The organism is Roseateles koreensis, from assembly GCF_028595305.1.
Classification (GTDB): domain Bacteria; phylum Pseudomonadota; class Gammaproteobacteria; order Burkholderiales; family Burkholderiaceae_C; genus Paucibacter_A; species Paucibacter_A koreensis.
Genome location: NZ_JAQQXS010000012.1, coordinates 68,837 through 92,500, shown reverse-complemented (window position 1 = coordinate 92,500; position 23,664 = coordinate 68,837). Strand labels below are relative to the sequence as shown.

Here is a 23,664-nt window from a genome sequence, read left to right as displayed (position 1 = left end):
CCTCCCCTGAGTGGGCATCGCCGTCTTATGCGGCTGGTTGCTCATAATTTTGGCAACGAGCATATGCGCCGGCGTGGGAGTCAGATGCCTTTATTTGGCACTCCGAGTACATACCGATTACCGCGTACGCTCAGCGAGCCGCTGCATACGAATGATGAGTTCCTTGGATGCTCGAGCCACTGCCGTCAGCTCAATGCGTTGAGGCTCCCTCTCGGGAGGATTCAAGAGTGCGCCCAGCTGACGGCGAAGCGGACTGACCTGCTTCTTTGGAAGGCTTGCCATTCCATGTTCCACCGCCGCAACCAACGAACGATGAACGGTATCGGCTAGGTCCGGACGGTCTTGTTGCAGTGCCTTCAAGGCTATCCTGAAATACTCCGCAGTAATTGCAGGCGGGCACAACGGCACCACATTGGCCAAGAATTCGGCAGCAACCAGCACGCCGGACGCAAGGTCCAGGGTTTGACTTCGGAAAGTATCAAAGGCGTTCACGACGCTCGCCGCTATTTTGGCGGTGTCGCGGCGCGCAAGGGCCACCAAGTCTTCCGTGCGAACGCTGATGAAGTCGTGGTTGCGCGCGAGCTTGCCCATAACCACATCGACGTAGAGCGAATGGTCAATCGCACCGCGCGCTCGGGCGAACATGAGCAGTGGCTGTACAGCGATTGCGTTGGTCAGCCCGACGGCAGGCACCGCCAAACGCAGCCCGCCGTCGTCACTCAGCAGTACGGCATCGTGCTCTAGGGCCAGATAGACCGCGTCCAGAGTCGCGCTGTCGAGAAGCCTCTCCAGTATCCGGTGGTTGTCCGTGATGTCTTTCGGCCCAAGAACGGGCGTTACCTCGCAAAGCTCGTCAATGCAGGCCAACATTTCTCGAAGAAAAGCCAGGCGAACATCCAATTGCTCCTGTGTTGCTTCTTCACGGATGTACTTGCCATCCTCCTCCCTCAGGGACATGCTCGATGGCGAGGTCTCCTGGGATTGAATGATGGTGGTCAGCTCTTCCCTCGCGGTCTGCGACACCAAGGGCGGACCCAGTAGCGGAGCCACCTTTCGGAATACACCGGTCCCAACCAGCTCACCCAAGGTTGGGAGGTCAATCACGAATCGCTTGCCCCCGGCTTCGAGAAGCTGCAGTGCCGCGTCGCGCTCTTCCTGCGTTCCGAGGCTGACGAAGAGGGACGCCTTTGAATATGGCCAATCCACCATTAAGGTCAGTGGCTCAGTGCCAACCATCTGGGCCAGCGACGCCAAGGGAAAGCGGGTCTGCTTATAGTTTTTCAGGGCGTCGGCCATGCCCTCCGACTTGTGTTTTGCCATTGCAAACAATGGTTCGAAGTCGAATGACCCATCTGCCTTTGCAAGATTGACACTCCACATTGGACCGCCTGGGTTGGCGGTCTCTGCGAGCAGCTTATGGACTTTCGATGCCGCAAAACCATAAATGGACGAAAGCCCAGCGACCTCATATTCGACGTCGCCGATGCCTCTCGACAGCGAGACCTTGTCGCCAACGACCTTGCCGATAAGCTTCGCCGCCAAGTCCGAACTTGGCGTCACCAATTCCGGCCAGCTTGCGCCCACGACGGCGTCATCGAAGTCGATGGCGATGTCGCGAGCTTCGGCGTCCGAGCGCAAATGGATAACAACACCGGCAGCCACTACCGTGGGCGCCTGCGCAAGTTCGGGCGCCAACGTCCCAATCAGGACCTGCGCCAGGAAATAGCCCCCGATTGCCGAGTCGTTCGGGTGTGAACGGAACAGCCTGTACAAGCGCTTGAGCGCCAGCCCAGGAAGCCCATGCTCCCGCTGGTATTTGGCGATTTCGACCTCGTTGAACGGCTGCTTCCCGTCAAAGGTCGGGTCGCCGGCCAGGTATGCCTCCAGCGTGTTCTTCTCGGCGGGTATGCGATGCAGCGCGCCGATGTAGCCGACGGCAACGCCGGAATCGGTCGGCACTCGGTCAAGCTCCTGCTTGAGGACATCGCGCATTCGCGGCCAGTCGCCTGTTTGCCGTGCCAGGTTGGATTCAATGCGGCGGAAGCTTGGCGAGTCTCGAACCTCGGGAGCCAATGCATCAAGGATTCCACGCGCCTTGCGGCGCTGACCGCTCTCGATGAGGCATGCCAAAAACCGTTGCGTAAGACCGTTTCCGGCCGGCGACGTCACCACCCGTTCGTAGACACCAGCGGCTTCCGGATACAGGTGCCGGTCATACAGCAAGTCCGCGACGTAAAGGACTTCGCCCATCGGACTGCCTGGCTGCAGCGATTGCACCGCGAGTTCGACCTGTTCAGCAGCCGGGATGAGCTCGCCCTTCTGCATCAGTCGCCTGGCCAGCATCGCATGCGTCAAGACATGGTGTGGATGTTCCGCCAACAACTCACGGGAGAGCTGAAGCGCCTTGTCCTTATCGCCCGCTTGCCAGTGTGCATGGCTGGTGAGAGCCCTGAGTTCCGTAGTCTGCTGTTCGCTGTGTTGGCGTGTATCGAGGACCACCATCACCGACTGGTGCCAGGCCAAATCGCCTTCGTTCGCAGACATCTCAGCCAACGAAGCTAGGGTAGATGTCGGTAGCTCGCAGTATCGGCCTTGGGTCAACTGATGCAGGCCCGCAAAATCCTCCTTGTCTGCCAGTTCGTGCATCCGAATCCGAAGCAACCCTTCAGAGTTCGGGTGTCGCGCAAGGCCGGTCACCGCAATAGCGCGTGCCCGAACGGAGTTCCTGGTCAACAGCAGAGCCATGCACACGTTGTTGCTCAACTCGTCCGAGACAATATCAACCTGGAGAGCACCGAGTGTCGCCTCAAGAGGTTCCAAGAGACGAAGCGCATCAGCAAGCGCGTTGCGCTGCTTCGGCAACAGTTGGTCGTGATGAGCTGCCGCCGGGTCCACGATGGCCCAGGAAAGTGCCGCTGCGAGATAGCAACGCCTCACCTCGAGCGACGGAGCTTCGCCTTCAGCACAAAGACGAATCAGGTCGAGCGACTCTTCGAGCCGACCTTGCTTGTAGCGCACGTGCGAAAGCGTGAACCTGACATCTGCGGTGTCCAGGATGTGCTTCGGCACGTCGCGGTCGGGTTCAGCATCGCCCAAGAGCTGCTTTGCCGCGACATGCAAGGCCCACAGCGGACTGCTTTCAGGATAGGCGGCCAGCCCCTCGCGGGTGGCCTCCAGTGCCGCGTTCGCATCGTCGAGAAGCAGATGACCGTGCGCGCGATTGCTCCAAGCCTTTTCCAGCTTGGGCTCTATCGCAGCCGCAGCCAAGTACTCGCGTGCGGCGTCGGACTTCTTTCCGTCGAGCAGGAGAGCGGCGGCACGGTTGGTGTGCCAACGAAACTGCGAGTAGGTGTCGCTGAAACGGTCTGGGTTTCCCAGAGAATCCAAAAGCTCGAATGCCTCTTTCGGGCGACATTCCAGCAACTTGGCCCGAACAAGGTCCAGGTTCTTCGCAATCAGCGGTTCTGCTTCGGTGCCGCGCGACTCGGGAAGACTCGCCGCTGCTGCCATGCTTGACATGCGGTCAGTTATGCCGGTGAGTTGCCCACGCATGTCCGCCTGAAATTCAACATCGCTTTCGCTGCTGCTTCGAACGATGGCCAGCGTTTCTTTAGCAACCTCTTTGACCAGCAAGAGAGTGCCGCCCGGGAATCCGGGAATGTATTCGCGTGCCACTTCCTTGTTCAGGCGAAGCATGCCGGACAGTTCCTGCCAGAACGCAACGGAGACGGTGAACTTGCCTGCCCTCTTCCGGGCATTGCTCAGCTCACGAACCTTCAGCACGAGTTCAGTCTTGTTGGCCGCCGTCGTCGCGAAGATGACGTGGTCCACGGCAATGCCAGCTTCGTCAGCCAGCTTGACGTCTTTCTCCACAGTGCCGAGCGTGAACGCCTTTTTGACGTAGTGCTTGCACTGCACGCCAATCTGCTGCGCGCCGTGAGTTCCGATGATGTCCAGGCCAAACTGCCCCTGGCCCACCCCGCCAAGGCGCGTGCATCCCGGGTCCTTCCACTCCATCCGATAGAGGTGGAAGCACATCTCTTCGAAGCGTTCCTCGGTTTCCGGGAAAGCCAACTCGTTCGTAACCGCCATCTTGTTCTTCTCCCTTGCTTGCGGGCTCGATAGACCTAAAACGCTCTCCCCGCCGATTACCGACCGAGCAACTTTCGAGCTTCCACTAGGACCAGCCCACGCCAACCTGGAGCGTCGGGGTCGACATTGAACTTCTGACGCACGAGTGCCTTGGCTGCACGTTCGACGCTGGCAATTTCCGCCGGCGCCGGCGGCCGTCGTCGCTCGGCTTCCGCCCGCAGTCGTTCGGCACGCTCTTGAGCGGCACGTTCGACCATTTCTTGCTGCTCGCGCCGAAGCCGTTCTTGCGCAGCGAGCGCCTGGTACTCCGCTTCGAACTGCGCGACAAGACGCTCGGTGTTCTCGGCCAGCATCAGCCGTTCTTCGGGCGTCAGCTCACGTCCGTCCCCACTGCCATATTGCGGAGCCTTGTTGGCAAGCTGCCCGAACAACTTGCCGAAGCAATCGGAGCCGTACACGCCCAGGCTTCCGTCGCCGTGGCGAACGACGTGGATGCGACGGAACACGCCATGGCCACAGCCCACGGCCTGACAGACGACGCGGTCAGCCTTGTCGACCTCAACGACGGCAAGAAGCTGGCTAATCATTGCTGAGGCTCCAGCAGCGCCGTCACGTTGGCCAACGCGCGGGTCCATTCCCGCGCAATGAGGGCTTGAAGTTCATCCTGCAGCTTCCGTCGAGCCCCATCGTTGAACCAGTCGCGGTTGTGTCCAGCGACGCGGCTCTTGTAGCCCGGGCCTTGACCCCATTCGTCCATGCAAGCCTGCCAAAGCATCGGGTCGGCCTTCAAGGCGTCCTTGAAAACCGTCTGACCCATCAGCTGGACCTTCCGCAGCAGTTCTTCATACGAAACGGTCAGCACACGCTCCGCCTGGACCAGCAAGTCAGCCGCCTCAGCGTAGCTGGGAGTTGCCGCCATCAGCCTGCAGTGTCCAGTGAACTGCTCGACGGGCTTCTCCAGTGCCATTACCGCAAGGCGCCGAGCGCCGTAGCCAATGTGGTGCGAGTAGCTGAGCTGCGGCCACTCTCCTTCGCGGCGAACTGCCGCCCGCACCGTGCTTGCATAGGCGACCTGGATTTGCGCCATCAAGCTTTCTTGCACGTGGCCCTGCACGGGTTGAACCGCTGCGTTTTGCAATGCCCACGTGTGCAGCGTCTCGCCGGCGTCTCGCAGGACTGCATGAATACGCTCTTCCCCGTGATTGCGCAGCAGTGCCTGGGCACCAGTCGTAGCCTCGGCAATGCGCGTGCGGAAGGCGGCACGCGCTTTTGTCAGACGCTCGAGCAGGAACTCTTGGGCGGAGGCTGCGGGGTCCTCGTTCGCGTTGTAAAACGCGACTCCGAGCGTTTGCAGACCAAGGGGTTCCAATGCAAGCGCAATCTGCTCGCCCTTCAGTTCATAGCCTTCCTCGGCACTTTCGACAGGCGCGCTGGTGGCGTCGTCTTTCATTGCCAGTGCTTCGGTCGGTCGAGGAAGAACGAGCAAGGCCGCGTTGGTATCCAGCGTACGAATGCCAGCGTCCTTGGCTCGTTCAAGCAGCAGCCGCGCTTCGGCTGCTGGCGCATTGTTGAAGGGGGAGCAGAGGACCGCCAGCGTGTGCGGGTCGTCGAAGTGGCACTCGATATCCTCACGCGCTGCGTTCCGGTCGATGCCCTTGGTGTCGATGAAGCGCACCGTCAGGTCCGCGACCTGGAGCAGCTTCTCAGGTACCACAACCTCGATACGGCGTGGCAGCGTGAACTCCGAGCTTCTGCCGTTGTTGATGGCGGCGAACGTTTCCCGCAGCCAAGTTTTAGGCGCCTTGCCAGACGCGCTGTCATACCAGATGTCCCGCTTGTCACGGCGATGCAGGTCCATGCGGCTGAGCACCTCCACCACGAACTCGCGCTGGGTGGGGAACTGTTGTGCGAGCTGCTTGGCCGGGTCGACGGTTGTCCGCTTGCCGTCCGCCCCTTTAGGACGCTGAACGGCTAAGCCCGCCATATTGCGCAGCGCCCTCGCGACTTCCTTCGAGATACCCTGTGACTCCTGCCCGCTGGGGCCGTCTTCGTCAGGTGCTGGCACCCCCTTGAGGATGCTATCGGCCAGGTCCAGGACGTCTTGCCGCAATTCATCATCGCCCTTGGGCTCGACGATAAGGCCAAACTCAGGGCCGGTGCGCAGATGGACTTCGCATACGGTGATGCCACCGCCACCGACTTCGAGGACGGGTGTCATCGTCCCGTCATCCTTCTGAACTTCGAGCCCCGTCATCTTGCAAATGGCCGTGGACTTGCCAACGCCAATGCTGCCAATGAAAGCAACCTGATGTTCGCGCTTGAGCAGCATGGTGGCGCCACGGCCGAGCTCGTCGATGTACTCAGAAAGCCGGCGCTCAAACGCATGGGGCGTGTCAGGCCGCTCTCGAAGTTCGACTAGCTCATGGGCGACCAGGTCAGCGTCCCAGAGTAGGTCTTGGTCTGGATGGTCCAGTGGAGGCCGGGGAAGCACCTTCCATGTCCGCTGAACCGCTTTTGCCAGTTCAGCCGCCTCCGGCGTACCTAGCTGAACAAGGATGTCTTGGACTTCCTCCCGGGTGACAGGACGGTCCCCACTTTCGATGCGGGACAGAACGGCCGCGCTGAGCGAGACGCGCTTCGCCAACTCGGCCTGCTTGATGCCGCTGCGCTCTCGCACTTGCATCAGGTGTCGTCCGAGTTCGACTGCAGATAAGACTTCATCAGTGGCCATACGCGTGCTCCGTTTCGTCGGTCTGGCGTCATATCCACGCAAGACCATGAAAGAAATCATAGACATTCACATCGACTATTGCAATCTTTCTCAAATTTAATGAAATTCTTAGAAATCTTGCTTTAAATGGTTGCAGCCATCGGAACGAGACAGACGCATCACTTTGGACTGGACATCCTGTTTGCCTCGAAATACTGCATGTGCATACAGTATTTTGTGAGCATTCGTGTTCCGCATTCCGCCAGCGGTGCCGGAACTGTCTGCAGCTTCGCCGTCGCAAAACGCCAAGCAGTCACCACCCGCACTTAGAGCTCTGCCGCCTGAGGTGGAAGCCGCCGTTTGGAGAGGCGACCAACTCGGGCGTGCTGCTGAGCTAACCATACCGACAGGCTTCTCGGCGCTCGATGCCGAATTGCCAGGCCAAGGCTGGCGTTGTCGGGCCAACGTCGACAACAGGTGTGGGATGCAGCCGGATGGACCTGCACACCTGAGCTTCAACGCGACGCACGCATTGAAGAGGACTACCTCGCGCTCGACACTGCGCCAGAGGAAGAAGAGGTGCTCTGGGACCATGCGGCTCTCGGAATTTCGCTGAGAAGCCATCCGTTGGCTCTGATTCGGGGGCAGCTTGCGGAGCTGAAATTCAGCACTGCTGCGGACCTTCACGACCTACCTGATGGCCGCGCGGAGCGCCATGCGGGGTTGGTTACGGTGCGGCAGCAGCCTGAAACAGCGAGCGGTGTCACGTTCATCAGCCTTGAAGACGAAACCGGAGACGTACAGCTGGTCGTCTGGCGCGATGTCCTAGAACGGCAGCGACCGGACATCCTCGGCGCCAAGCTACTGGCGGTTAAGGGCCGCTGGCAGCGAGAAGGCGAGGTCAGGAACATCATCGTCACCTTTGCGAAAGACCTGACGCCGATGCTCGGAAGCCTCAGCACGCCCAGCAGGGATTTTCACTAGGCTTAAGCGGGACCAACTTGGTATGTTTAGTACATAGAATGTCGTTCAAGCTGAGCAATTGACGACGACAGAAATAAGACCACATTCCTAACGGAAATTAGTGGTCGAAGGGAGAATACAAATGAGAGTACTAGATATAGAAACAGGGCGAGGCCACTTGACTTTTCCGGACGGGAAGCAATGGCATAGTAATCAGGTCGACTTGCTGACTGGCGAAAATGGTACAGGCAAGACTGAAATACTCGAATCACTTGCTCAATTCTTTCGCCCGTCCGCAAGCCACCCCAAGAAGGAAGTACAAATAAGTTGGCTTGGGTCGGGACATCTATTCAGTCAACGCAGTGGCGAGGCATACAAGGATGGACCGGCCCGAACAATAGCTCAAACGTTTAGTCCATTTAGTCGGTTCCCAGCGCCTATTGTTGGCCGGACAAGCCTTGCGCAAAACTACGGAGAATCCAAACGTCGACAAAGCAATTATGTATGCGTCGGACTGCATAGAGGCTCTCGTTCGGTAGGCCACGAAACCTCCAGCAGAATCCTGGAAGATGCTCTTATTCGATTGAGTGAGTCAACCAAATCCACAGGCTCAATTTTACGAGTTCTGCACGAGCTAAAGTTTCACCCCAGAATCGACCTGGAATACGAGAGGCATCCACTCCTCAACAAGCTTTTCGAAGAACTGCAACGGCACGACACAGTGTTGCCATATCTTCAACAGAATTCCGAAGAATTGAGGATAGACAGAACACTTCGTGGATTTACTAGAGAACTCAACGAGAAGAATATTGAGCCATTTTCGGACCTACTCAACGAAGCCCTTAGGCAAGCTATCGGCTTAAAGGGAAATTCAAATCAAAATATCGAACTTCGCCTCGAAATCGACAGCATTTCGCGCGAGTACGCAGTATTTCAAGCCATCTCGGTGCTAAGGCAACTAAACCTTGTAGACCTCGAAGCATTCCATTTACATCCATTTGACATGCCGCGGCTTGACATTTCAGAGGCAAGCTCCGGGCAACAACAAATGCTGTGTTCAATAATTGGGCTAGCCTCATCTCTAGACAATAACTCGCTTGTCTTAATTGACGAGCCCGAGCTGAGTCTTCACCCCAAATGGCAGGCGGAATACATTGACCACCTAGCCGCGGCGCTTTCGCCATTTGAAGAGTGTCATGTCATCGTGGCCACGCACTCACCTCTTATCGTGCAACGTGCGCAGGAACTGCATGCAAACATCAATCAGTTAAAACAGCTTAGCGACGGAAGTGCACAGCCGACAGTTTCAATCGTCGAGAAATCAGTAGCTGGTGAGCCGGAAGCAATTTCGGTCGAGCAAACACTGATTGACGTTTTCGCAACCCCTCTTGAAGGAAGCACCCACGTTGCGAACGAAATTTTCAATTCGATAGTGGATGCGGAGTGCGGGACCCCAGTTGAACGCGCCGCCGCCATGATTCGACTACACGAATTGCAGTCGTTGTATTCGGAGTACAAACAAGACAACGGCAAAACTCTTGCTTCAATCCGACAAGCGCTGCGCGCCGTTGAAACAACCGACCTACCAAATGGCCGCGCTGGAGGAGCATCGTAATGCCTGATGTTCGCCAAAGAGCTGCGGTGCTCGCTGCACTTAATACAGTTTCAAACGCTCAACACTTGCAATTAAAGTCGAAAGGTGCTGCCGACAATAAGTTCTGGGGCACTACCGAAGCCGTAGACAAAGCTCTCATTTCAGCCTACAAGACCGAAGTCAAAGACCATTATTTCTGGCAGCAAAACGCGATGTGCTGCTATTGCAGTAGTGAAATTCAACCGAATAAGCGAGGGTACGACGCCGAGCACATAATCGACAAGGATGAGCACCCTCATCTGATGTTTGAGCTTGATAACATTGCGGCATCGTGCATCGTCTGCAACGGTCATAAGTCGAACAAGAACGTTCTTGTAGCTGCGGGTAAGCCTGGGGCCGTCCCCAAGGCATCAGCTGACTACCTATTGGTTCATCCACATTTGGACGAATGGGGTGACTATCTCACATACGATGTGTATGACCGCGTTGTTGCTATCCCTGAAAACGCGAAGGGGCAGAAGACAATTGAAATTTGCGGAATCAAAGCCATAAATGCGACCAGGCTTGCAAGGCGCTTTAGCGCAAATCAAAGGTCACAGGCCTATAAACTGCTTGTGAAATTCTACGATTACAAAACCAAGAGAAAGCAGCAAGAAATCCTGACCGCGCTTGAAGGCTTGGCGCAGCATTCATTGGAGTCAGCGGCACTAATTGACGATTTGCGCGCCCTGCTTGATGTCTAACTGGCCCCAGTCGGCGACCCTGGTTTTCACGAGCCATTTGGGACAGGACGGCATAGCAAAAGATAGAAGCTTCACTCAATGGCCACGTGGCAGTACGACGTAACCCTCGCGAGAAGGCCAGAGGACATCGCCTTGCCGGCATCTATGAGGTCGCGTGCGGAGGCAGCCTTGCTCATACACATGGGGCGCCCTTGGCCCATGCTGGACCAGGGGCTGGTCTACGGTCTCGACGACGGCAACCGCGTCGACCTCGCGTGGGCGGACGACTTGCGCTTCGAACTCAGCGCTCGCATCGATGCAAGGTCGGAGGCAGACCAGTTTCTTCTTGTGCTTCTCGACGTCGCAGCAACGCTTGATTGCGGCATCTACGACGCCGAGTCGATGAAGCCAATCGACCTCACGTCCTCGGCTCTGAGCAGGGCACTTCAAGCGTCTAGTGCTTGGCGATACGCCCTCGACCCTACCTCCGCCCTACGGGCGTCGTAGATGTCGGAGGCGGAGCCTAGCGAAAAGCTCTGCGGCATCGATGCCCCGGGGACAGTCAGTGCGGACAACGCCCTTCCGGGACACCCTTTCAAAGAAGGACCCCGACCATGCGGTCGGGGCCAAAAGCCCGTTCGCTGTCATCGCGTAGAGCTTCCTGCTCAGGGAGGAAAAGCAGGAGGCTACGGCAGAGCCGAAGCCCGCGGGCAGTGTAATCCGCTGAGCAGCACGGCGACGAAGCGGCGATATAGGTCAACGCCAAATCTTCGGCGGTGGTTTCGGCTCAGCCCATCGCGGGTCCGATTTTTGTCGTCCGGAAGCGCCCGGCTTCCCCAAGGCCATCAAAAGCTGTCTGGGTAGGGTACACGGCAGTAGCGCTCCATCCCCGCACGTCGATTGGCTCGCGGGTATCCTAGAGCCCTTCAATCTCCACTGCGCCCGTATATCCATGGCAAACCTGAGCGAACTTCTGAAACAGCGCGAAGCCCTTGAGGCCCAAATCGCCGAAATGCAAAACGGCGCCCGCAATGACGCGATTGGCCAAGTGAAAGCGCTCATGGCTGAATACGGCCTCACTACAGAGGATTTGGCAGCGTCGTCTCGGAAGGAACGCAAGGTCAGCACCGTTGCCGCCAAGTTCCGCGACCCCGCCACGGGAAACACTTGGTCCGGCCGAGGTCTTCAACCGAAGTGGCTGCGGGCCGCTGTCGAGGCCGGAGCGTCGCTGGACAGCTTCAGGGTCTAGAAGCGCTTCACCAAGCGCCGCCGAGGTGGATTCGGTCCTTGGTGGAAAATTGAGCTGCGCTCATGCGCGGTCATGTCGGAATCTTGCTGGCATTCCAAAAAATCAAATAACTCAAGCGCTGGCGGCTAGAGGGCATCGGCCTCGCTGGCGACTTACAACAGGTGGTACTGGCCGAGTGATTCCAGGCCGGCCGCATATACCGACAAAGCCCCATGGCAAATCAACTGACTCTCGAAACCCTAGAAGGCTGGCTCTGGGAGTCCGCCAACATCCTGCGCGGCTCCATCGACTCGTCGGACTTCAAGAACTACATCTTTGGCCTGCTGTTCCTCAAGCGATTCAACGACGTGTTTGAGGAGCGCGTCCAGCAGCTGCAAGACGTTGACGGCCTGAGCAAGCTGGACGCCCTGGCCGAGGTGCAGGACAAATGGGGAGCTTTCCCGCCGGACGCCCGCTGGCCCAGCCTGATTGCCCGCACCGAGAACATCGGCGAGGCGCTGGACAAGGCCTTCGCCACCATCGAGGCGAACAATACCGAACTGCAGCATGTGCTGACCGCCACCCAGTACGGCGACAAGCGTGTGCTGGCGGACGCCACGCTGCAGCGGCTGCTGCGCCACTTCAATCAGTACAAGCTGGGCAATGCGGACCTCTACAAGGCCGACATGCTGGGCGACGCCTACGAGTACCTCATCAAGCAATTTGCCGACGATGCGGGCAAGAAGGGCGGCGAGTTCTACACGCCCAAGGCCGTGGTGCAACTGGTGGTGGAGCTCATCGACCCACAGCCTGGGCACAGCGTGTACGACCCCACCTGCGGCAGCGGCGGCATGCTTGTGGAAAGCGCGCACCACGTCGCCAAGCTGCCCGGTGGCACGCTGATTGGCGACCGGCCCAACGCGCTGCTCTACGGCCAGGAAAAGAACCTGGGCACATGGGCCATCGCCAAGCTCAACCTCTACCTGCACAACATGCGGGCCGAGATTGAGCGCGGCGACACGCTGGTGGAGCCCAAGCATCTGGACGGCGGCTACCTCAAGACCTTTGACCGGGTAATTGCCAACCCGCCGTTTTCCGCCAAAGCCTGGTGGACGCCGCTTGAGCTGGAAAGCGAAGCGGCACAGGACAGCGAAGGCCGCGACGGCAAGAAACCCAAGACCCCAAGCTACAAGGAAGTCAGCGACCCGTTTGGCCGCTTTTCCTACGGTGTGCCGCCGCGCGGCTATGCCGACCTCGCCTTCGCCCAGCACATGTTGGCCAGCCTGAAGGCCGATGGCCGCATGGGCATCATCCTGCCGCACGGCGTGCTGTTCCGAAGCGGCGAGGAAGGCAGGATTCGCGAAGGGTTGCTGTTTGGCACCGATGCCGCCAGCGGCAGCCAGCCGGGCGACCTCATCGAGGCCGTCGTTGGCCTGCCCTCGGCGCTGTTCTACAACACCGGCATTCCCGCCTGCGTGCTGATTCTCAACAAGCGGAAGCCCGCTGCGCTTAAGGGCAAGGTCATCATCATCGACGCCAGCCGCGACTACGCGGAGGGCAAGGCGCAGAACACCTTGAGGCCCGAAGACATTGCTCACATTGCCGGCACCCACAAGGCAGCGTTTGAGCGTCAGACTGAGGTGGAGAACTTCTGCCGGCTAGTAGCGCTCGACGAAATTCGCAGCAGCGGAGGCAACCTCAATATTGCCCGCTACATCGACAACGGTGAATCCGAAGAGGTCGTGGATGTCGCTGCGACCTTGGCACGGTTGGACGCATTGGCTGCGGAAGAGGCGCAGATTGATACAAGGCTCAATGCCTATCTGGCAGAGCTAGGTTTCGCCAAATGAAGAACGAGCGCATAGAGGCTGTCGTCGGCCATGTGCCCGCGTCCTGGGCAATTCAAGCTTTAGAAAGCCTTGCCGACTTCATTACGAAGGGAGGGACTCCTACGACCTATGGCCATGACTGGGCTGATGAAGCCACCGGAGTTCCCTTTCTTCGCAGCGAATGCGTGACCGATAACGGGTTCAACGCAAAAGGTATGAACTTCATCTCAGCAGCAGCCCATCGTCAGATGAGTCGCTCCGAGGTGAAGCCTGGTGACTTGCTGATGACGATTACGGGCAACGTTGGCCGCGTTGCAAAGGCTCCGGAACGTTACACCACGGCAAATATCAATCAGCACATTGCCCGCATCAGAGTCTTAGGCGAAGCCAGCGCAGATGTCGACTATGTCTATCAGTGCCTGAAGCACGATGGATACGCAACCTACTACCGCGCCATCCTCACTGGGCAAGCGTATCCGCAGATTAGTCTGCAGCAAGTTCGTGGTACCCCAATCGCACTTCCGCCACTTCACGAGCAGAGAAAAATCTCAGCAATCCTCACGGCTATGGACGACAAGCTGGATGTGATTGCCCGGCAGATTGAAGCCACCCAGACCCTTAAGCAGGGCTTGATGCAGACATTATTCAGTCGAGGCGTTGGCACTCGGGGTGCCGATGGCCGTTGGGTGCAGCATGTCGAGTTCAAAGCCAGTGAACTGGGCTCGATTCCGATGACCTGGGATGTTCGTTCGCTAAATGAGGTTGTGGATAACCTAGACAGACAACGAATTCCCCTTAAGCAAGCGGACAGAGCCCTTCGCCGAGGCGCCTACCCCTATTACGGAGCATCAGGGGTTATCGACTGGATTGATGGCTTCATCTTCGATGGCGACTTCATTCTTCTCGGAGAAGATGGGGAGAACGTGCTCTCTAGGAACCTGCCCCTAGCATTCAGGGCAACGGGGAAGATATGGGTGAACAACCACGCGCATGTATTTCGCCCCAAGACTGGTTGCGACATTCAATTCTTGGTCGAACTGCTTGAATCAATAGACTACTCGTCCCTTGCAAGCGGAACCGCCCAACCAAAAATCACACAACAAGCTTTGAATCAACTACGTTTCGCAATGCCCCCTTATGAGGAGCAGCAACGGATAGGTTCAATATTGGCCACCGCTGAATCGAAGCTTGCGTCACTTCGCCTCAAGCAAGCGAACTACGGCACTCTGAAGCGCGGCCTGATGCAAAAGCTGCTCACCGGCGAGTGGCGTATCAACGCTGACGCAAGTATGGCGGTATGACCTAGCTATGGACTTGGCTGCCACCCCTGAGCAAGCTGGCGGGCTCGCTGAGCTTCAGCGTGCAGCCCAAAATAAGCTGGGTGGCTGCCTGCTGCGCCTGCAGCAGTATGAGCTGCTCCTCAAGGCCATGGTGGCAAATACCGAAGTCGCCGGCCCGCCGGCGAAGTTGGAGTCCCTTCGCGAAGAGCAAATCGCTTGCGCCCAGAAGAATACCTTGGGCGGCCTTGTCGGCATGCTGACCGGCGGCTATCTGAGTAGCGACGACAGCGCGGTTGCCGATTCGCCCGCATCGGAGGAGCCACCTGGCAACGGTATCTGGTTTAGCTTTCAGCACCGGATGGTGATGGACGCCGAGCGCTATGAGTCGACCAAGGCCGGGCTGAAGGAGCTCGTCGACCTGCGCAACGAACTGGTTCACCACCTGCTGCAGCGCTTCGACCTCGGCCAGATGGAGCGTTGCGAAGCCGCCGTGGCCTACCTCGACCGCAGCCGAGGAACCATCGACGCGCACTACCTGACCCTGCGCGAATGGGCCGAGCAGATGGAACGGACACGAGCTATCGCGGCTTCTTTGATGGACAGTCCGAGCTTCAAGGACATGCTCATCGACGGCATTGCGCCGGACGGTCAGGTGCATTGGCCCATGAGCGGCATCGTGGACAGCCTGCGTGAGGCCGAGGCGGCATTGAGCCAAGGTAGGCCGGAGGGCTGGACCGAGCTGAACGCGGCAATAGCATGGCAGAGGCAGCACGCTCCCGAGCAGACGCCCCAGCGGTACGGATGTAGTAGCTGGCGGCAGGTGTTGCACGAGTCCAGGCAATTCGAGGTCAAGAAGCAGGTGCCCGCAGAAGGTGCCCCAGCAATGAACGGCACGGTTGTTTGTTACCGTAGCCTCAGGGAGGAATGAAAACATGACACGCGAGCAAGAGCCTTCATGAGCCAGTCACCCGAGAAGACCGGAGTAGAAACCCCGGCATTGGCGTGGCTTGTCAAGCTGGGCTACACGCATCTGCCAGGCAGCGAGGCGAAGGTCGAGTACCGCCATCTGGCCCCCGTGCTGGAAGACGTGCTGCGCCCGCGCCTGCTGGCGCTGAACCCGTGGCTGGCCGAGGCACCGGGCGGTGTAGACGCCGCGCTGCTGGAGATGCGCAAGCGCGTCAACGACGAGCTTCTGCCGGCGAACAAGGCGTTCTGGGAGCAAGTGCTCCATCGCTCGGACATCCAGGTCAAGGACGCCGACGGCGCGCCGCGCAGCGTGCGCTTCTTCGATGCCACAGACTCGACCAATAGCGTGGCTCACAACGACTTCCATGTGGTCGACCAGTACGTGGGGCGCAATGCCGACGGCGACCTGTTCCGGCCCGACCTGCTGCTCTTCGTCAACGGCCTGCCTCTGGCCATCATCGAGTGCAAGGGCAGCCACCACCGGCTGGACGAGGCGCTGGCGCAGCTGGACGGATACCAGCGCAGCTTCGCGACGCAGTTCGTGTTCAACCAGGTCTGCGTGGGCTTGAATCGGCGCGAAGGCCTGTATGGCGCCATCCTCACCAAGCCAGCGTTTTACGCGCGCTACCGCCTGCAGGAAGCGGAGTTGACTGCCGTCAAAGCCCTGCTGGGCCACGAGCCGAGCGAGCAGGAGAAACTGCTGTGGGCCTTGTTCGAGCCCAGCCGCTTTATGGAGCTGGTAACGCACTTTGTGCTGTTCGAGACGCGAGAAGGCAAGACGGTCAAGAAGCTGCCTCGTTACCAGCAGTGGCGCGCGGTGCGCAAGACCATCACCCGGCTGACGGCGGCCAAGCCCGTGGGCGGTGTCATCTGGCACACGCAGGGCAGCGGCAAGTCACTGACCATGGCCTTGCTGGCGCGGCTGCTGAGGGCCGACAGCACCGGCTTAGCCAACCCGACCGTGCTGGTGCTGACCGACCGCCGAGACCTAGACAAGCAAATCTTCGACACCTTCCACGCGGTGGGCATCCGAGCCATCCAGGCGGTGTCCGTGGCGGGCCTAGTGCGGATGCTGGGCAACGACTACGGCAGCGTGTTCACCAGCACCGTGCAGAAGTTCCAGGAGGGCGATGAGCCTGGCGCAGTGGCAGACGATGCGGCAGACGGCGCCCCAGATGATGGGGACGAACTGCTTTTGGCGACCCGGCACCGGCGGGTGCGGGTGGAGAAAGACTTCTTCATGGTGGAGGAGCGCAACGAGCACTACGGCCGGCATGACGAGGACGGCGTATTGCTCGATGCCAAGTGGGTGGAGCTGAAGCGCGAGAAGGTGAACTTCCGGGTGTTGAGCGCAAAGCCCAATTTCTATGTGCTGGTGGACGAAGCGCACCGCAGCCAGTACGACTTTCTGGCCGCCTTCATGCGTGCCAGCCTGCCGAACGCCAAGTTCATCGCGTTCACCGGCACGCCGCTGCTGAACGACGACAAGCACACGCTGTCAGAGTTCGGCGGTGACACCTACATCGACGAGTACCGTCTGCACGAGGCCGTGGCCGACGGCGCGACGCTGCCCATCAAGTACCAGGACGCCTGGGTCAAGCTGGCAGCCGATGCCCAGCTTGATGCGGCCTTCGACGCCCAGTTTGCCAAGAAGCCCGAAGCGCGACAGCAGGCCTTGAAGAAGGAACTGCTCGCCCACTGGCGCAAGGCCGGCGACCGCATGGACCAGGTGGCCGCGCATCTGGTGGAGCACTTCGTCAGCAACGTGCAGGCCAAAGGGGTGAAGGCCATGCTGGTATGCGACGGCCGCGACATGGCCGTGCGCTACAAGGACCTGCTCGATGACTTGATGGCGCAGCGAGCCCAGCAGGGGCTGCCGACGTTCCAGAGCAAAGTGGTCATCTCGCTGGCCGGCATTACCGGCACACGCACCGGAGCCACGGTCGAGGAAGAGGCCGCCGAACACAAGCTGGACATCGCCAAAGTGCAGCGCATCGAAGAGCGGGTGCGGGACGAAGTCAAAGCCGGCAAGGAGCCGGTCGCCATGCCGTCCGAGCAGGTCGGCCCCTTCATCAGCAAGTTGTTCCCGCTGCCCTATGGCAACGAGGCCAAGGGCCAGGATGGTCGACCGCACGCCAACAACGTGGGGCTCATCATCGTGTCGGACATGCTGCTGACCGGCTGGGACGCGCCCATCGTCAGCACCATGTACCTAGACAAGCCGCTGAGGGAACATACGCTGCTGCAGGCGATTGCGCGGGTGAACCGCACACTGCCTGGCAAAAACGCTGGCTATATCGTGGACTACCACGGCGTGGTGGACCATTTGGACCAGGCGCTGAAGGTCTATGGCGGCGAGGTGCAACCTGCGCAGGTCTGGCAAGGCGTGGAGAGCGAGTTGCCCAAGCTGCAGAGCACTCTGGAGCGCATCCTCAAGCTGCTGCCGAAGAAGCATGACCCGGTGAGCCAGCGGGAAGACTACAAGGACGATGCCGAACGCTTCCTCGACCCGGCCTCACGTCTGGATGCGGTGGAGGACTTTCTGGAACTGGCGAAGCAGTTCAACCGCAGCGTCGACATCATCCTGCCCGATGTTCGCGGCGTGCCCTTCAAGCCCTACTTCACCCTGTTTGGCGAAATCCGCCTGATGCTGCGCGACAAGTTGCCCGACAGCAATTACCGCGAGCGCATCACCCGGTTGGAGTCAGCGTTGCTGCAGCGCCTGCTGGATGAGTACATTGCGGCCAGCCCAGCCAGGAGCCTGCTCGGTCGCGAGGTGTCGATACTCGACGCCAGCGACATGGCCCGGCTCAAACAGCTGGCCAGCCCCGGCAGCCAGGCGTTGGTGATGAAGAACCAGCTCAAGCACACCATCGCCACCGGACGCGACAAGGACCCGGCCTTCTTCGACAAGCTGGCGGCCGAGCTGGAAAAGTTGCTCGAAGAGGAAAAAGCCGGCCGCATCAGCCAGGCTCAGTTCCTGGAGCAGTTGGAATTGTTTGGGCAGCGCGTTGTCGACAAGGACAAGACCGGCTTCGACAAGCCGGCCCATTCCGCCGTCTATCGCTATCTCGCCACGTTGCTGGGCGAAGAGACCGCCCGCGTGGCCTGCACCCAGCTGTTTGAGGACAAGGAACTGAGCCACACGCTGGCGGCGGGCAACTGGAAGCAGATGCCTGACCTGCATCCCGAGGTGCGGGACTTGCTGCGCAAGCTGCTCATGCCGCTGGCCGGCTGGGAGCGTTCTGTAGCGCGTGAGCACGCGGGGCGCATCCTGGACATCTTGCTGAAGAACTGACGAATCCCTATGCCTCGGCTGCAGTACGGTCAGACGACCATCGAATGGCGATTCAAGGCTGACGCCACGCTCAAGCGGCACTACGTGACCGTGGAGCGCGGACACCCGGTGTTGCTGCGCGGGCCAGCCGTGGGGCTGGAGGAGCAAGAGGCTCTGGTGCGCCGACGCGCGCGCTGGATTCGCGAGAAGCAGGCCTTGGTTGAGATGCCGCTCGCCGAGGAGCTCATCGTCACGGGCAGCCGCCTGCGCTACTGCGGACGGACTTACTTCACCGAGGTGAGGCATGTGCCTAAACTTGCCTACTCCACGCTGCGCTTCACCGCCTCGCGCTTCGTGATTGAAACCCCAGCCGGACGCAGCATCGGGCTCGACGCCCTCGCCCCTCTACTCGCCGGCTTTTACCGAGACCGTGCGCACGAGAAGCTGCTGGCACGCGTGCGCCACTGGGAACGCCAATCAGGCTTGCAGGCACGCGGCGCCCGCATCCGGCACTTTCAAAGCCGCTGGGCCAGTTGCAATGCGCAGAACGTGCTGGAGTTCCACCCTCGCGTGATGGAGCTGCCAGCCAGCGTGCAGGACTATGTCGTTGTGCACGAGCTCTGCCACACGGTGGAAAAAAGTCATACGCGTGCGTTCTGGGCGTTGGTTGCCCGGCAGATGCCGGACTGGCGGCGGCAGCATGAGGTTCTGGAACGGGCAGCCTTGGGCGATGCCGTGTAGGCGAAAACACGGCACGTCCTCGAAACATGTAAAGCCGCGCGCTCCCATACGCTGAGCATTCGACGTGCATCGAAGATATTCACGGAGCTGTGGAGGGCCGCTCGGCTGGACCCAAAAAAGTTATCCACAGAAATGCAAAAACCGTGGCGCCAACAAATACGGGTTTACCCTAGTAATACAAAAGACCTCTAACAGCACCTCCCTTTGGGAATTGGCAGTTACACCTAGTCCGCCAGAATTCGCTAGGATGCCCCTTGCGACATATGTCTTCGACTGGGCCTGGGCTGATGCCTACCAGCGGCACGGCCTGGACTATTACCCCAAACTCTTGGTGGGCATCCCCTTCACGCCGGTACCCGGAACTCGCTTGCTGGCCACCAACGCGCGCACCCGCAGCCTGCTGATGCAGGGCTTGCAGGCCTTGGCGCAAAGGCTCGGGCTTTCATCGGCCCATCTGCTGTTTGCAACGGCTGAAGACCACCAAGCCGCCCAGGCTCAGGGTTGGATGGTGCGCAACGGTGTCCAGTTTCATTGGCGGAACCGCACGTCCCAGCCCTATGCGTCGTTCGAAGAGTTTTTGGCTTCACTGCAGCGCGAAAAGCGCAAGAAGATTCAGCAAGAGCAACGCCGGGTGCGGGACGCGGGCATCCACTTCGAGATGCGCCAAGGCCGTGAAATTACCGAAGCAGACTGGGATTTCTTCTTCCGCTGCTATCAACTGACCTACCGTGCCCATCACAGCACACCGTATTTGACACGCGATTTTTTTGCGCAAATGAGCCAACGCATGCCGGAGAACTGGCTGCTCTTTATCGCCAAACGCGGGGATGGCCCATCGGTGGCAGCCTCTTTGGTGGCGATTGATCCGCAGCAAGGGGCTGCGTATGGGCGCCATTGGGGCGCTTTGGAGCCCATCTCCTGCCTGCATTTCGACGCCTGCTACTACCAGCCCCTGCAGTGGTGCATCACTCAGGGCTACCAACGCTTTGAAGGCGGCGCACAGGGGGAGCACAAGATGGCCCGCGGCTTGCTGCCGGTGGGCACACAATCCACCCACTGGCTGGCGCAGCCCGAATTCAGCCACGCAGTGGAAGAATTTTTGGCACGTGAGGGTCAGGCAATCACGGCTTATGTGAATGAACTGGAATCACATCAGCCCTTCAAAGCGCCCGGCTAAGGCTGAGGCTCCGCCCGAAGAAAGTAGCCCGTTCGGCTTGGAAAAAAAGCGCCCGGCTTTCGCGGGGCGCTTGATCGCTACGGGCTCATTGCCCGCAGTCAGGCATCAAATCTCAAGCATCAAACCGGGTTGGCCTTTTTGTAGGCTTCCATGCCAGAGACGATTTCAGCACGCGCCGACTCGGGGCCTTCCCAGCCCTGAACCTTGACCCACTTGTTGGGCTCCAGGTCTTTGTAGTGCTCGAAGAAATGCTGGATCGCATTGAGGCGCATCTTGTTGACGTCCTCTGGCTTTTGCCAGTGCGTGTACATCGGCAAGATCTTGTCGATCGGCACGGCCAGAAGCTTGGCGTCGCCACCGGCCTCGTCGTCCATCTTCAACACGCCAATGGCGCGGCAGGTCACCACCACACCCGGGGTCAGGGCGAAGGGGGTGATCACCAGCACGTCCACCGGGTCGCCGTCGTCCGAAAGGGTCTGGGGAATGTAGCCATAGTTGCAGGGATAGTGCATGGCCGTGGTCATGAAGCGGTCGACGAACAGCGCGCCGCTTTCCTTGTCCACTTCATACTTGATCGGATCGGCATTCATCGGAATTTCGATGATGACGTTGAATTGCTCGGGCGCTTTGGCGCCGGGGGTCACGTTGTGCAGGCTCATGGGACTCCGTAGATTCTTGGCACGGGGAAACCCGGATTCTAAGGGCTGCACTTGCAAACAGCTGACACGAGCTTGACGCTTATCAGGGCGACCCCTTGTTTACCCGCACACACTGGGTAAACACCCACAGACGTCAATTGCATTGGCACGAGCCCATCCCTTAAGCTCATTCGCGTGACTTGACGCAGGGGCTTGGTGCCCCAATCCAGTCCTAACCTTCAAGCTCATCAGAGCAAACACTAAAACGGGAGTCAGCTACATGTCGACGAGTTTGGCGCTGTACTTTGCTTTGGCCTGCGGGTTTGCCGCAGTGCTTTATGGCTTCATCCAACGAAGCTGGATCTTGAGTCAGGACGCGGGCAACGCCCGCATGCAAGAAATTTCAAACGCGATCCAGCAGGGCGCGGCCGCCTATTTGGCCCGCCAATACAAGACCATTGCCATGGTCGGTGTGCTGCTGGCGATCTTGATTGCGATCTTCCTGGACCACACCACGGCCGTGGGCTTCGTGCTGGGCGCGGTGCTGTCAGGCGCCTGCGGCTTCATCGGCATGAATGTGTCGGTGCGCGCTAACGTGCGAACCGCACAGGCTGCCACCAAGGGCATCGGCCCGGCGCTGGCGGTCGCTTTCAAGGGAGGCGCCATCACCGGCATGCTCGTGGTGGGGCTGGGGCTGTTGGGTGTCAGCCTCTTCTTCTGGTACCTGAGTGGCGGTGAGCGGGTCGATTCAGCCTCGCTCAAGCCTTTGCTGGGTTTCGCCTTCGGCTCCTCGCTGATTTCTATCTTCGCCCGCCTGGGCGGCGGCATTTTCACCAAGGGCGCCGATGTGGGTGCCGACCTGGTGGGCAAGGTGGAGGCCGGCATCCCTGAAGATGACCCGCGCAACCCCGCCGTCATCGCCGACAACGTGGGTGACAACGTCGGTGACTGCGCCGGCATGGCCGCCGACTTGTTTGAAACCTACGCCGTCACGCTGATCGCCACGATGACGCTGGGCGCACTGATGGTGACTTCAGCGCCCATGGCGGCGGTGCTCTACCCCTTGATGCTGGGGGGGGTGTCTATCATCGCCTCCATCATCGGCTGCGGTTTCGTCAAGGCCTCGCCTGGCATGAAGAACGTGATGCCGGCGCTCTACAAAGGGCTGGCGGTATCAGGCCTGCTCTCGCTGGTGGCGTTCTACTTCGTCACGGCCCATGTCATCCCTGACGACGCCTTGGGCGCTGGTACACAGATGCGCCTGTTCGGCGCCTGCGCCGTCGGCCTGGTGCTGACCGCTGCCTTGGTGTGGGTGACCGAGTTCTACACCGGCACCCAGTACTCGCCGGTGCAGCACATTGCGCAAGCGTCGACCACCGGGCACGGTACCAACATCATTGCCGGCCTGGGTGTTTCCATGCGCTCCACGGCGTGGCCGGTGCTGTTTGTCTGCGCGGCCATCTTGTGCGCCTATCAGCTGGGTGGCTTGTACGGCATTGCCGTCGCAGCCACCTCCATGCTGAGCATGGCCGGCATTGTGGTGGCCCTGGACGCCTACGGCCCCATCACTGACAACGCCGGCGGCATCGCTGAAATGGCGGAGCTGCCCAAAGAAGTCCGCGACGTCACCGATCCGCTGGACGCCGTGGGCAACACCACCAAGGCCGTGACCAAGGGCTACGCCATTGGTTCGGCCGGCTTGGCAGCCCTGGTGCTGTTCGCCGATTACACGCACTCGCTGGAAAGCCGTGGCATCTCCGTGGCGTTTGATCTGAGTGATCCCAAGGTGATCGTGGGCTTGTTCATCGGCGGCTTGATTCCCTACCTCTTCGGCGCCATGGCCATGGAAGCCGTAGGCCGTGCCGCCGGCGCCGTGGTGGTGGAAGTGCGCCGCCAGTTCCGCGACATCAAAGGCATCATGGACGGCAGCGGCAAGCCCGAATACGGCACCGCGGTCGACATGCTGACCACCGCAGCCATCAAGGAGATGATCATCCCCTCGCTGTTGCCCGTGGTGGTACCGGTGCTGGTGGGCTTGCTGTTAGGCCCCGCTGCGCTGGGCGGCCTGCTGATGGGCACCATCGTCACCGGCCTGTTCGTCGCCATCTCCATGTGCACCGGCGGCGGCGCCTGGGACAACGCCAAGAAGTACATTGAAGATGGCCATCACGGTGGCAAGGGCTCTGACGCGCACAAGGCTGCCGTCACCGGCGACACGGTGGGTGATCCCTACAAAGATACGGCCGGCCCTGCCGTCAACCCGCTGATCAAGATCATCAATATCGTGGCGCTGCTGATCGTGCCGCTGCTGCCGCTGCCCGCTGTCAATGCCCACCCGGCGGCGGCACCGATGGTATCGGCGGTATCTGCGTCCACCGCCAGCATGGCAACAGGCCCCGCGGGGCTGGCTGCTTCTACTGCATCAGCGCCCTGACTGCCGTTCACAA

General features: G+C 59.8%; 16 protein-coding genes. 12 read left to right on the top strand and 4 right to left on the bottom strand.

The features are described 5' to 3' along the window. Positions 1 to 117: 117 nt before the first annotated feature. The 3 genes from PRZ01_RS14020 to PRZ01_RS14010 are packed head-to-tail and all read right to left on the bottom strand — an operon-like array spanning position 118 to position 6,823. Positions 118 to 4,092: a PIN domain-containing protein gene (locus tag PRZ01_RS14020; protein ID WP_273597423.1), complete on the bottom strand. Its 3,975-nt coding sequence runs from the start codon at positions 4,090 to 4,092 to the stop codon at positions 118 to 120. 56 nt (positions 4,093 to 4,148) lie between these two features. Next, on the bottom strand, positions 4,149 to 4,679 hold the full coding sequence (locus PRZ01_RS14015; protein WP_273597422.1) for a hypothetical protein: 531 nt from the start codon (positions 4,677 to 4,679) through the stop codon (positions 4,149 to 4,151). Further along, a complete protein-coding gene (locus PRZ01_RS14010; RefSeq protein ID WP_273597421.1) occupies positions 4,676 to 6,823 on the bottom strand; it encodes a helix-turn-helix domain-containing protein in 2,148 nt (715 codons plus the stop codon). The genes PRZ01_RS14015 and PRZ01_RS14010 overlap by 4 nt, the downstream gene beginning before the upstream one ends. Positions 6,824 to 7,255: 432 nt before the next feature. Here PRZ01_RS14010 and PRZ01_RS14005 point away from each other — a divergent pair, with 432 nt between their 5' ends. From PRZ01_RS14005 to PRZ01_RS13955, 11 genes are all read left to right on the top strand, one after another. After that, entirely contained in the window at positions 7,256 to 7,786 is a 531-nt protein-coding gene (locus PRZ01_RS14005; protein WP_273597420.1) for an OB-fold nucleic acid binding domain-containing protein, read from the top strand. A gap of 121 nt (positions 7,787 to 7,907) precedes the next feature. Next, positions 7,908 to 9,380: an ATP-binding protein gene (locus PRZ01_RS14000; RefSeq protein WP_273597419.1), complete on the top strand. Its 1,473-nt coding sequence runs from the start codon at positions 7,908 to 7,910 to the stop codon at positions 9,378 to 9,380. Next, the gene (locus PRZ01_RS13995; RefSeq protein ID WP_273597418.1) at positions 9,380 to 10,102 is read left to right on the top strand and encodes an HNH endonuclease family protein; all 723 of its coding nucleotides are present in this window, start codon (positions 9,380 to 9,382) and stop codon (positions 10,100 to 10,102) included. Before PRZ01_RS14000 ends, PRZ01_RS13995 begins: the two co-directional genes overlap by 1 nt. A 168-nt stretch (positions 10,103 to 10,270) precedes the next feature. Continuing rightward, positions 10,271 to 10,588 (top strand): hypothetical protein, encoded by a 318-nt coding sequence (locus tag PRZ01_RS13990; protein WP_273597417.1) that lies wholly within the window; start codon positions 10,271 to 10,273, stop codon positions 10,586 to 10,588. Between the two features lie 445 nt (positions 10,589 to 11,033). Next, complete coding sequence (locus PRZ01_RS13985) at positions 11,034 to 11,330, top strand: H-NS histone family protein (protein ID WP_273597416.1); 297 nt, start codon at positions 11,034 to 11,036, stop codon at positions 11,328 to 11,330. Between the two features lie 212 nt (positions 11,331 to 11,542). Further along, positions 11,543 to 13,159: a type I restriction-modification system subunit M gene (locus PRZ01_RS13980; RefSeq protein WP_273597415.1), complete on the top strand. Its 1,617-nt coding sequence runs from the start codon at positions 11,543 to 11,545 to the stop codon at positions 13,157 to 13,159. Then, complete coding sequence (locus PRZ01_RS13975) at positions 13,156 to 14,439, top strand: restriction endonuclease subunit S (protein ID WP_273597414.1); 1,284 nt, start codon at positions 13,156 to 13,158, stop codon at positions 14,437 to 14,439. Before PRZ01_RS13980 ends, PRZ01_RS13975 begins: the two co-directional genes overlap by 4 nt. Before the next feature lie 7 nt (positions 14,440 to 14,446). Next, complete coding sequence (locus PRZ01_RS13970) at positions 14,447 to 15,346, top strand: OST-HTH/LOTUS domain-containing protein (RefSeq protein WP_273597413.1); 900 nt, start codon at positions 14,447 to 14,449, stop codon at positions 15,344 to 15,346. Positions 15,347 to 15,373: 27 nt separating this feature from the next. Beyond that, positions 15,374 to 18,682: a type I restriction endonuclease subunit R gene (locus PRZ01_RS13965; RefSeq protein ID WP_273597412.1), complete on the top strand. Its 3,309-nt coding sequence runs from the start codon at positions 15,374 to 15,376 to the stop codon at positions 18,680 to 18,682. Between the two features lie 9 nt (positions 18,683 to 18,691). After that, entirely contained in the window at positions 18,692 to 19,402 is a 711-nt protein-coding gene (locus PRZ01_RS13960; protein ID WP_273597411.1) for a M48 family metallopeptidase, read from the top strand. Between the two features lie 247 nt (positions 19,403 to 19,649). After that, complete coding sequence (locus tag PRZ01_RS13955; protein ID WP_276598317.1) at positions 19,650 to 20,579, top strand: GNAT family N-acetyltransferase; 930 nt, start codon at positions 19,650 to 19,652, stop codon at positions 20,577 to 20,579. Positions 20,580 to 20,698: 119 nt separating this feature from the next. On the opposite strand, the gene ppa is transcribed toward PRZ01_RS13955, so the two are convergent. After that, positions 20,699 to 21,238 carry an inorganic diphosphatase gene (gene ppa / locus PRZ01_RS13950; protein ID WP_273597410.1) on the bottom strand — a complete coding sequence of 180 codons (540 nt, stop codon included), beginning with the start codon at positions 21,236 to 21,238 and terminating at the stop codon, positions 20,699 to 20,701. Positions 21,239 to 21,497: 259 nt separating this feature from the next. Between ppa and PRZ01_RS13945 the strand changes: the two genes are divergently transcribed. Then, on the top strand, positions 21,498 to 23,651 hold the full coding sequence (locus PRZ01_RS13945) for a sodium-translocating pyrophosphatase (protein ID WP_273597409.1): 2,154 nt from the start codon (positions 21,498 to 21,500) through the stop codon (positions 23,649 to 23,651). Positions 23,652 to 23,664 lie beyond the last annotated feature (13 nt).